Source organism: Longimicrobium sp. (assembly GCF_036554565.1).
Classification (GTDB): domain Bacteria; phylum Gemmatimonadota; class Gemmatimonadetes; order Longimicrobiales; family Longimicrobiaceae; genus Longimicrobium.
In genome coordinates, this window is record NZ_DATBNB010000880.1 from 1 (window position 1) to 8,667 (window position 8,667).

Sequence of the window (8,667 nt, forward strand, 5' to 3'; positions counted from 1 at the left end):
GCCCCGGCGTCGCGCGTCCGGACGGCGACGGCCAGGTCCACCAGCAGCGCGCCGGCCTGCACGGCCTGGGCGGAGCTGGAGCGGGAGGATGGGTCCCCGCGCGGCGACGACCAGCGGGCCCGCTCCGTCCATCCCTCCGGAAGTCGGGTGTTCGCCTCCAGCCCCGCCGCCAGGCGCACCGCGTCCGCGCCTTGGGATCCGCGGCCGGCGAGCCCGGCCGCGAGGGCGATCCCCGCGACACCCGCCGCCAGCGCCGCCCACCGCCCGGGCGATCCCCACCGCCGCCGCGCCGGGGGCCGAAGGGGGATGGCCGCCCCGGGTGCCGGCGGGGCGTCCCGCCCCTGGCTTTGCCGCTCCTGCACCTCCATCTCGTGCAGGAGCGCCGCGGTCCCGACCAGGACCTGGTAGTCGTCGTCGAACGGGGACAGCTCCGCGAGCAGCTCGTTTCGCTCCTGCTCGCTCAAATCGCCGTCGAGGAGCGCGGCCAGCCGCTCGTCGTCCAGCCTGGAATCTTTCACGGGCGTTCTCCTGCCGTGGGCGCGCACCTCGACCATTGGACGGGCACGGGCACGAAAAGTCCCCTTTGCGCCGTCACGCCGCCCTCCGGTCGGACAGGATTTCGAGGACGTCGCTATCGGCGATGCCTTCCGCCTCCACGTATTCCCGCAGGCGGCGGCGCAGCCGGTCCAACCGGCGGTAGAGCGGCTTCTGGTCCACGTTCAGCATACGAGCGACTTCCGCCAGGCTGTGCCCGTCTACCAGGTGCATCCACACCACCGCCCGGTCCTCGGGCTCCAGCCGGGCGACGGCACGCTCCAGAGCCGACAGGACCCGCTGCCGGAGTGCGTCTCCCTCGGCCGCGATCACCCGGTCGTCCGCCTGCTCGCGCCCTTCGGCGCCGGGAAGGCCGTCTTCGGCCGACACCACGACCGGGCGCAGCGGCCCGCGTTCGGGAAGGCGGGCGAGGAGGCGTGCCAGCTCCACGTCGGAGAGTTCCGTGTGGCCGCCGGTCCGCAGCTTTTCGGCCGCCTGCTGCAGCGTGTAGCCGTCGCGGTACACCAGCGCCTCCAGGTCGCCGGCCGGCGGACCCAGCCGCAGCGCCGCCGCCGAGGGGCGCCAGCGTCCCCCCTGCTCGCGGAGGTACTCGTAGAACTGCCGCTGGACGACGGTCACCAGGTACGTCGTCAGCTTGGCGTCGCCGCGAAACCGGCGGAAGGCCGCGTAGTCGTCTTCCATCAGCTTCACCCTGATCCACGACACGAAGTCGTCGGCCTCGGCGCCCTTCACGCCGCCCTTTGCGCACGCGATGGCGGCCGCCCTTTCGATCCAGGCGAGGTTCTCCAGGAACTGGCGCTCGAACGTGTGCCGGTCAGGCATCCGGGGCGGGGACTGAGGATGGCGCGACGTGTCGCAAAGCGTTCTCAAAGTACTGGCTTTCACTCCGCGCATCAACACGGCGAAGCGACCTGAGGGGAGAATTCGCCGGCATCCGTCCGACAGATGGGCCGCACGTGCAATCCGGCGGAGTGCGCCACGCCCGGTGGCGGATTCCGAATCCAGAGTACACCGCAACCCATCGGAACCTCATGGCCTTCACGCTTCGCATCACCTTCTCGGGGATGTGCCTGTTCGTTCCCGAGCCCACCACGCCGGGCGGATCCACCGGCCGCATGCGCGTGCTGATGCCCGGAATGCCGGGGCACCACCACCACGGCGGCGCCGACCGGCACGTGCCGGTGCTCTCGTACGACGCCGGCTACCTGGTGCAGGGCGGGCCGCTGCTGGGCGTGCCGGCCCTGGCGAAGTTCACCGGCCAGGAGATCACCCCCGTGGCGGGCAATGCGGCGAACACGCACCTGTGCGGGCACATCGTAGACCTGAAGCAGGTGACGGGCCGCCCGGTAGACCCCGACCACCTGGGCGCCGACACCAAGAAGCGGCTGGTGGGACGCGTGAACCTGGGCGCCGGCGGCATCACGCGGGTGGCGCCGGGGGTGTGCTGGGAGTGGCGCGCCAACGAGTTCCGGGCCATCGCCCACCGCGTGGAATGGGAGATCCCCGACGTGCAGGGCGACTCGCTGACGCTGGCGGGGGAGCCCATCGGCGGCGGAGGCACGGCCCGGGCCCTGGGCACGCTGTACCCCTCCGGCGGCCTGATCAGCCTGGAGGTGCTGCACGAGCCGGTGCAGGACGTGATCGACCCGGTTCCCGAGCACCACCAGACGCCCCCCATGCGCGGCGAGACGGCCCCGCACTTTACCGCTTTCTACTCCCTGTTCGGCGGGCCGGTGCCGGTGGTGCTGCCCCGCTTCTGGGGTCCGCTGGAAGATGCGCCCCCCGTTTCCGACCCGTGCGCGGTCCTTCCGCCCGCGATGGGCTCCCTCCCGTACACCTGCCTGGTGGGCGGGGCGTAGGCCAGCGTTCCAGGACCTCACCTTCTACGGAGCACGAGCAGATGAGCCGAGGCATTTCCATCCACATCGGCGTCAACCGGCCGCGGGGGCGCCACGCCGGGAACCCGCTGCAGTTCAGCGAGGCGGCTGCCTGGCGCATGGCCGCGATCGCGGGGCAGGCGGGGTTCGGTTCGGTGCTCGTGCTCCGGGGGGAGGCCGCCACCGGCGGCGCCGTGCACGAGGCGCTGAGCGCCGCCGCCGACCGCCTTTCGGTGGGCGACATGCTGTTCGTTTCGTTTTCCGGCCACGGTACGCAGGAGCGGGACGTGGACGGCGACGAGGGCCACGGATGGGACGAGGCGTGGTGCCTGGCCGACGAGACGCTGCTCGACGACAAGCTGGCGGGCTACTGGAGGCTGTTCGATCGCGGCGTGCGCATCCTGGTGGTTGCCGAATCGTGCTACGGCGGCGGGGTGGGGCGCGACGACGAAGAATCGGGCACCCTCGTCGCGGGCCGCGCGCCCGAGCCGCCCCGCGTCATGCGGACGCCGGCGCCCGGGGTGATGCCCTACACCGCGCCGGGCATGGAGGCGTGGGGGCCGTGCATCGCCGCGCCCCCGGCCGACGCGGACGGCATCGCCGCCAGCGTGCTGCTGCTTTCCGCCTCGGGCGAGGAGCAGGCGGCGCGCGACGGGCTCTTTACCCGGCACCTGCTGAACGTGTGGGACGAGGGGTTCCGGGGAAGCTACTGCGAGCTGTACCGCGAGGTGCGGCGCCGGGTGATGGCCCAGGAGAGCACCCAGGAGCCGCAGATCCTGATGCTGGGCGCGCCGGACCTGGAGTTTCCCATGGCGCGCGCCTTCCAGCTGGGCGAGCGGGCCCCCGTCACGCGCGGCGCGCTCGTCTACCGCTGATCGCGCCGCCGGGCGGTCATCGGGCGACCTTCATCATCGACGGCTTTCATCCGGGCGGGGCAGGCTCCTTCGGGCGCCGGCCCCGCCGCACTTCGCCGCCCCGGACGGGTATCATCCCCCGTTCCCGTGGTTCCGAAGGCCCGGATCTGCTCCGCCCACATGATCGCTCGACCGATTCTCCTTCTCTCGCTGCTGCTGGCCGGCTGCGACGCCCCGCGGGAGCGCGGCGCGGAAGCCGACACCGCGCCGCCCGCCGCCACCCGCACGCTCGCCGCCACGCCGGCCGTGCAGCGTGCAGACACCGTGCTGCTGGAGCAGGCGCTGGCGCGCGCGGCGGAGCTGCCGAACCTGCGCGGCATCCTCGTTTCGCACCGCGGCGAGATCGTGCTGGAACGCTACACCGGCGGCGTGGACCGGGACCGGGTGACGAACGTGAAGTCCGCGTCCAAGAGCGTGCTTTCCGCGCTGGTGGGCATCGCCATCGCCGAGGGGCACATCCGCGGCACGGACCAGCCGATCAGCGACTTCTTTCCCGCGTACTTCGCGCGGCCGGGAGTGGACCCGCGGAAGCGCTCCATCACCGTCGGCCACCTGCTGTCGATGCAGTCGGGGCTGGAGTCCACCAGCTTCGGCGAGTACGGCGCCTGGGTCAGCAGCCGCCACTGGGTGAACGCCGCGCTGGACCAGCCGATGGTGGACGAGCCCGGCGGGCGCATGCTGTACAGCACGGGGAGCACGCACCTGCTTTCCGCCATCCTCACGCGCGCCACGGGCCGGAGCACCTGGGCGTACGCCAACGAGAAGATCGCCGAGCCGCTGGGCTTCCGCATCCGCCCGTGGCAGCGCGATCCGCAGGGCATCTTCTTCGGCGGCAACGACATGTACCTTACGCCGCGGCAGATGCTGCGCTTCGGGCAGATGTGGCTGGACGGCGGCGTGTACCAGGGGCGGCGGATCGTCCCCGAGGCGTGGGTGCGGGAAAGCGTGAAGCCGCGGACCACGTCGCCCTTCAACGGGCACGGCTACGGGCTGGGATGGTGGAGCCGCGAATCCGGCGGGCGGCGCGTGGCGTTCGCGTGGGGGTACGGCGGGCAGTACGTGTTCGTGGTGCCGGAGCTGGAGCTCGTGGCCGTCTTCATCTCGCGGTCCGACGGCCCCCGCGCGCCCGGCCATCTCCCCGCCATCCACGCCATCGTCGACGAGTTCCTGGTTCCCGGCGCCGCTGCGCGCATGCTCGCGCCCGCCGCGGGCGCGTCGTGAACGCCGGTTCACCCCAACGCGGACGAGACTTTATGCACCTGAGCCCCATCGAAAACCCCTCCAGCTCGTGGCTGAAGCTGGCGTACAAGGCTTCGGCGAAGCGGTTCGGAAAGGTGATCGGCCCGCTGAAGGTGATCTATGCCCGCAAACCGGGGCTGATGGTGCTGGCGCTGCACATCCAGCGGACGATGGAGCACGGGCTGTCGCTGGAGCCGTCGCTGCGCCGGCTGGTGCAGGTGCAGGCCGCGCGGCAGAACGGCTGCACGTTCTGCGAGGACATCACTCTGGCCGAGGCCATCCGCCAGCGGGTGGGGGCAGAAAAGTTCGCGGCCCTCGCGGACTATCGCACCAGCCCCGTGTTCACGGAGCGGGAGCGCGCCGCCTTGGCGTTCGGGGAAGAGGCGACCATGCGCCGGTCCGTGTCGGCGGATACCGTGGCGGCGCTGCGCGAGCACTTCAGCGACGTGGAGATCGTGGAGCTCACCTGGCTGAACGCGGCCGAGAACTACTTCAACCTGCAGGCGGCGGTGCTGGGCATCGAGTCCGACGGGCTGGCGGCGCTGGCGTCGGCGCCCCGGAAGGGCTGAATCGGCCGCACGGACGCGCCACCCGTCACGGCCCGCACTTGGGGCAGCGGGCGACGAGCTTGCCGTCCCCCGGCAGCTCGCGGGCGAGCCACGCGCGCAGGGCAGACTTGGTGTCGGCGCAGACCTGGCGCGCGCCCTTGGCACGCAGCCGGCCGGGGTGCACGTCGCGATCGACTTCCGGGCACGTGGCGCGGTGCAGCAGCGGCGCCGAGCGCGTGCGCACCGCCAGCACGAAGCCGTCGGGGTGCGTGTTGAGCCACCAGCCGTACTCCGCATCGTCCGCGAACTCTTCCGTCGCGGTCATGGGATCGGGTGAATCGGTCATTCGTATCCAGGCAGGGTGAGGAAGAGACGTCGTCAGGCCGGCGTCGCCGCGCCCGCCGGGTCCTGGCCGTAGTAGCCCGCAAGCTCGTCGTACAGCTCGGGGTGCCGCGTGCGAAGCTGCACCGGGCGCTCGAAGAAGCACTCGCTGGCGACGGCGAAGAACTCGGCTTCGTTGGTGGCGCCGTACTGGTCGAGCAGCGTCTTGCGCCCCGTGCTCGCCGCCTTGCGCAACGCCAGGTAGTGCTCGCTCAGCACCCGTGCCCACGGCGCGTAGAACGCCAGGCGGTCCAGCTCCGGCGTGCCGTCTGCCTCGCCGTCTTCCTGGTCCAGCTGGTGCGCGAACTCGTGCAGGATCACGTTCTTGCCGTCGCGCGGATCGGCGGCGCCGTGGCGGGCGCTGTTCCACGAAAGCACCACCGCCCCGTGGCCCCACGACTCGCCCAGGTGCACTGCATCGTGTTCCCGCACGACTTCTCCCGACCGCTCCTCGCGCGGCACCTTGTACGCCGAGGGATACACGACGATTGACTTGAGCCGGGGATAGTAGTCGTCATCGTCCAGGCGCAGCAGGAGCATGCAGGCCTGCGCGGCGATGGTGACGCGCACCTCGTCCGTCATCGTCAGCCCGCCCGCGCCCTCGAAGTTCTTTTCGGCGACGAACACCAGCACCCGGCGCAGCAGCTCGTTCCGGTCCGCCTCCGAAAGGCGGGCGAACATGGGCACGTTGCGCTGGATGATCGCCAGCCACTCCGGCGGAAAAGGCTCCGCGCGGATGCGATCGCGGCGGCGCTTCTTCAGAAATCCGAACACGATGAACCCTGGGGTGCGGGGCGGATGAAAGCCTTTTCAGCGCGGTGATCAGCGCCGGCGCGCATCCGCTCCACGCGCATGGACGCGACCACGTCTCCCTCCAGGATCCCGTCCACCACGTCGATTCCCTCGGTCACCTCGCCGAAGACCGTGTAGCCGCGAACCAGGCGGGGATTGTCCTTGAGGTTGATGAACCACTGCGCGTCGCCCGTGTCGTGCCCGCGGGTGCTCATCGCCACGGTGCCGCGGGGGTGCGCGATGGTTCCAAGCTCGTCGCGCAGGTAGTGGTGATGGCCCACGTACTCGTTGGTGCCCGGAGCGCCGCCCTGGATCACGAAGTCCGGCTCCACGCGGTGCCAGTTGCCGCCATCGTAGTAGCCGTCGCGCACGAGCGAGAGCACGCGAGCCGCCATCATCGGTGCCACGTCCCCGCGCAGCCGCACCACGAACGAGCCGCCGCCGGCACCGGGCGACATCGTCACGCGGATGCGCACGTCCTGGCCCAGGGCGAGCGCCACCGCGTCCGGCGGGAGATGGAAGCGCGGCGCGGGCGGCCGGTCGTCGCTGCCCGGACGCCCGGCGGCCTCGAGCAGGGCCACGCGCACGTCGCGCTCCGATTCGTTCGCGCGGCGCACCCATAGATCGAAGGCGTCGTTGGCAGCCTCGCGTACGCCGGGCACGGAGGACCCGTTCAGCGCGATGGCGGCGGCGCGGACGGCCTGCGCCTGATCGCCAGCCAGTGCGGCCAGGTACACGTCGTCCGCCGCATGGCCCACGAGCTTCGACAACGCATCGATCGCCGCCTCCTGCACGTTGCCGTCCGGGTCGCGCGCCAGGGTGCGCAGGCGGGCGGTGTCGGCCAGGATGCCTGCGGCGCGCGCGGCGTAGAGGCGCACGTGCCAGTCGGAGTGCGTGGCGAGCGCGCCGAGCCGTGCCCGCGCCTGCTCCGGCGCAATCCGCGCGAGCGCCACCATCGCGTGCGCCCCCGCGTGCCACGACACCCCACCCGCGGGTCGACGGCGTGCGTCGCGCGGCAGCGAGTCCACCCATCCAGCCAGCACGCGCACGAATGCCGGAGCGGCGCCGCACGTGGTATCCGCCACGGCGGCGGCGCGGAGGCGCACGTGCCACACGCTGTCGTTCAGCGCAGTCTGCAGCGCGCCGCAATCCGCACGTTGCGCGGCGAGCGCACGGTAGCGGAGGCGCCACGCGGGCTCGGGCCACGCGGAGGGTGCGGCGACCGGCGGCAGCGAATCGCGCGCGGCGAAGAGCGGATCACGGATGCGCCCCAGCGCGCGGCGGGCGATCAGCCGAATGCGCGGATCGGCGTGCCGCAGACCCGCGGGGATCGCCATGGTGGAGTCACGCCGGTCCTCGGCCGCCAGGATGCGGCCGATCAGGGCCGAGTCGGCGCGTGTTTGCGCCAAGCCCGGCGCCGGCGCGAGCAGCAGGAGCAGGATCCAGAGCTTTTTCATCGATCGAGAACCCGATTCCGGGAGCGCTGGCGGGGAGAAAGGAGTGGCTCGCCGGGACTCACTACTCCGGCTGCCACAGCTCGATCGCGTTGCCCTCCGGATCGTGGATGCGCGCGAAGCGGCCGACGCCCGGCATGTTCCACTCGGGCTTGGTGATTACCTCGATCCCGGCAGCGCCGAGCGCCGCACATAGGCCGTCGAGATCGTCCACACGCAGGTTGAGCATCCACTGCCGGTCCGCGGCAAAGTAATCGGTGTCGGCCTTGAACGGCGCAAAGACGCTGGGCCCCGCCTCCGTGTCCCACGACCCGTACGGCGCCGAGCCCACGCCCAGATGCTCGGCATACCAGGCCTGCAATGCCTTGGGATCCTTCGCGCGGAAGAAGAATCCGCCAATCCCCGTTACGCCCATTCTCGCCTCACCGTCGAAAGGTGTCGAAGATCCCGCGGCCCGATCCAGCCTCGTGCAGCTCGTGGCGCTGCCGGTCATCCCATTTCCCGTGCTGGGCCTCAGTGTACCGCCGCGGATGGTGCCGTGGCGAGGTCCACGCCGGAATCCGCGGTCGCCAGGGCGTCGTGGCGCCCGGCCGGCTCGCGCAGCAGCTGGTAGATGATGATGGCGCCGAACGTCGCGGTGCCGATGCCGCCGATGGAGAAGCCGCCCAGCTTCAGCACCAGGTCGCCCGTGCCGATGATCAGGGTGACCGAGGCCGTCACCAGGTTGCGGTTATTGGAGAAATCCACCCGGCTCTGCACCCAGATGCGCGCTCCCGTAACCGCGATCAGCCCGAAGAGCACCAGCGACAGCCCGCCGAGCACCGGGCCCGGGATGGTCCCCACGAGCGCGCCGAACTTGGGTGACAATCCCATTACGATCGCGGCCACCGCCGCCACCACGAAGATG

The 8,667-nt window shown here is 71.5% G+C and carries 10 protein-coding genes and 1 pseudogene; 4 read left to right on the forward strand and 7 right to left on the reverse strand.

The window, feature by feature from the left end:
• Nucleotides 1-518 (reverse strand): annotated as a pseudogene (locus tag VIB55_RS24590) (hypothetical protein); the annotation flags it as partial.
• 73 nt (nt 519-591) lie between these two features.
• Complete coding sequence (locus VIB55_RS24595; RefSeq protein WP_331879333.1) at nt 592-1,377, reverse strand: sigma-70 family RNA polymerase sigma factor; 786 nt, start codon at nt 1,375-1,377, stop codon at nt 592-594.
• Between the two features lie 209 nt (nt 1,378-1,586).
• Between VIB55_RS24595 and VIB55_RS24600 the strand changes: the two genes are divergently transcribed.
• The 4 genes from VIB55_RS24600 to VIB55_RS24615 all read left to right on the forward strand — a co-directional run bounded on the left by VIB55_RS24600 (nt 1,587) and on the right by VIB55_RS24615 (nt 5,154).
• A complete protein-coding gene (locus VIB55_RS24600; RefSeq protein ID WP_331879334.1) occupies nt 1,587-2,414 on the forward strand; it encodes a hypothetical protein in 828 nt (275 codons plus the stop codon).
• Between the two features lie 41 nt (nt 2,415-2,455).
• Complete coding sequence (locus VIB55_RS24605; protein WP_331879335.1) at nt 2,456-3,307, forward strand: caspase family protein; 852 nt, start codon at nt 2,456-2,458, stop codon at nt 3,305-3,307.
• 159 nt (nt 3,308-3,466) lie between these two features.
• Entirely contained in the window at nt 3,467-4,567 is a 1,101-nt protein-coding gene (locus VIB55_RS24610) for a serine hydrolase (protein ID WP_331879336.1), read from the forward strand.
• Nucleotides 4,568-4,599: 32 nt separating this feature from the next.
• Entirely contained in the window at nt 4,600-5,154 is a 555-nt protein-coding gene (locus VIB55_RS24615) for a carboxymuconolactone decarboxylase family protein (protein ID WP_331879337.1), read from the forward strand.
• A gap of 25 nt (nt 5,155-5,179) precedes the next feature.
• Here VIB55_RS24615 and VIB55_RS24620 read toward each other — a convergent pair whose 3' ends face one another.
• The 5 genes from VIB55_RS24620 to VIB55_RS24640 all read right to left on the reverse strand — a co-directional run.
• Nucleotides 5,180-5,479 carry a hypothetical protein gene (locus VIB55_RS24620; RefSeq protein WP_331879338.1) on the reverse strand — a complete coding sequence of 100 codons (300 nt, stop codon included), beginning with the start codon at nt 5,477-5,479 and terminating at the stop codon, nt 5,180-5,182.
• 32 nt (nt 5,480-5,511) lie between these two features.
• Nucleotides 5,512-6,288 carry a M90 family metallopeptidase gene (locus tag VIB55_RS24625; RefSeq protein WP_331879339.1) on the reverse strand — a complete coding sequence of 259 codons (777 nt, stop codon included), beginning with the start codon at nt 6,286-6,288 and terminating at the stop codon, nt 5,512-5,514.
• Entirely contained in the window at nt 6,273-7,763 is a 1,491-nt protein-coding gene (locus VIB55_RS24630; protein WP_331879340.1) for a peptidylprolyl isomerase, read from the reverse strand. The genes VIB55_RS24625 and VIB55_RS24630 overlap by 16 nt, the downstream gene beginning before the upstream one ends.
• Nucleotides 7,764-7,824: 61 nt before the next feature.
• Nucleotides 7,825-8,175: a VOC family protein gene (locus VIB55_RS24635; RefSeq protein ID WP_331879341.1), complete on the reverse strand. Its 351-nt coding sequence runs from the start codon at nt 8,173-8,175 to the stop codon at nt 7,825-7,827.
• Between the two features lie 98 nt (nt 8,176-8,273).
• Nucleotides 8,274-8,667 (reverse strand): solute carrier family 23 protein (locus VIB55_RS24640; RefSeq protein ID WP_331879342.1); only part of this gene is annotated, 394 nt, incomplete at its 5' end.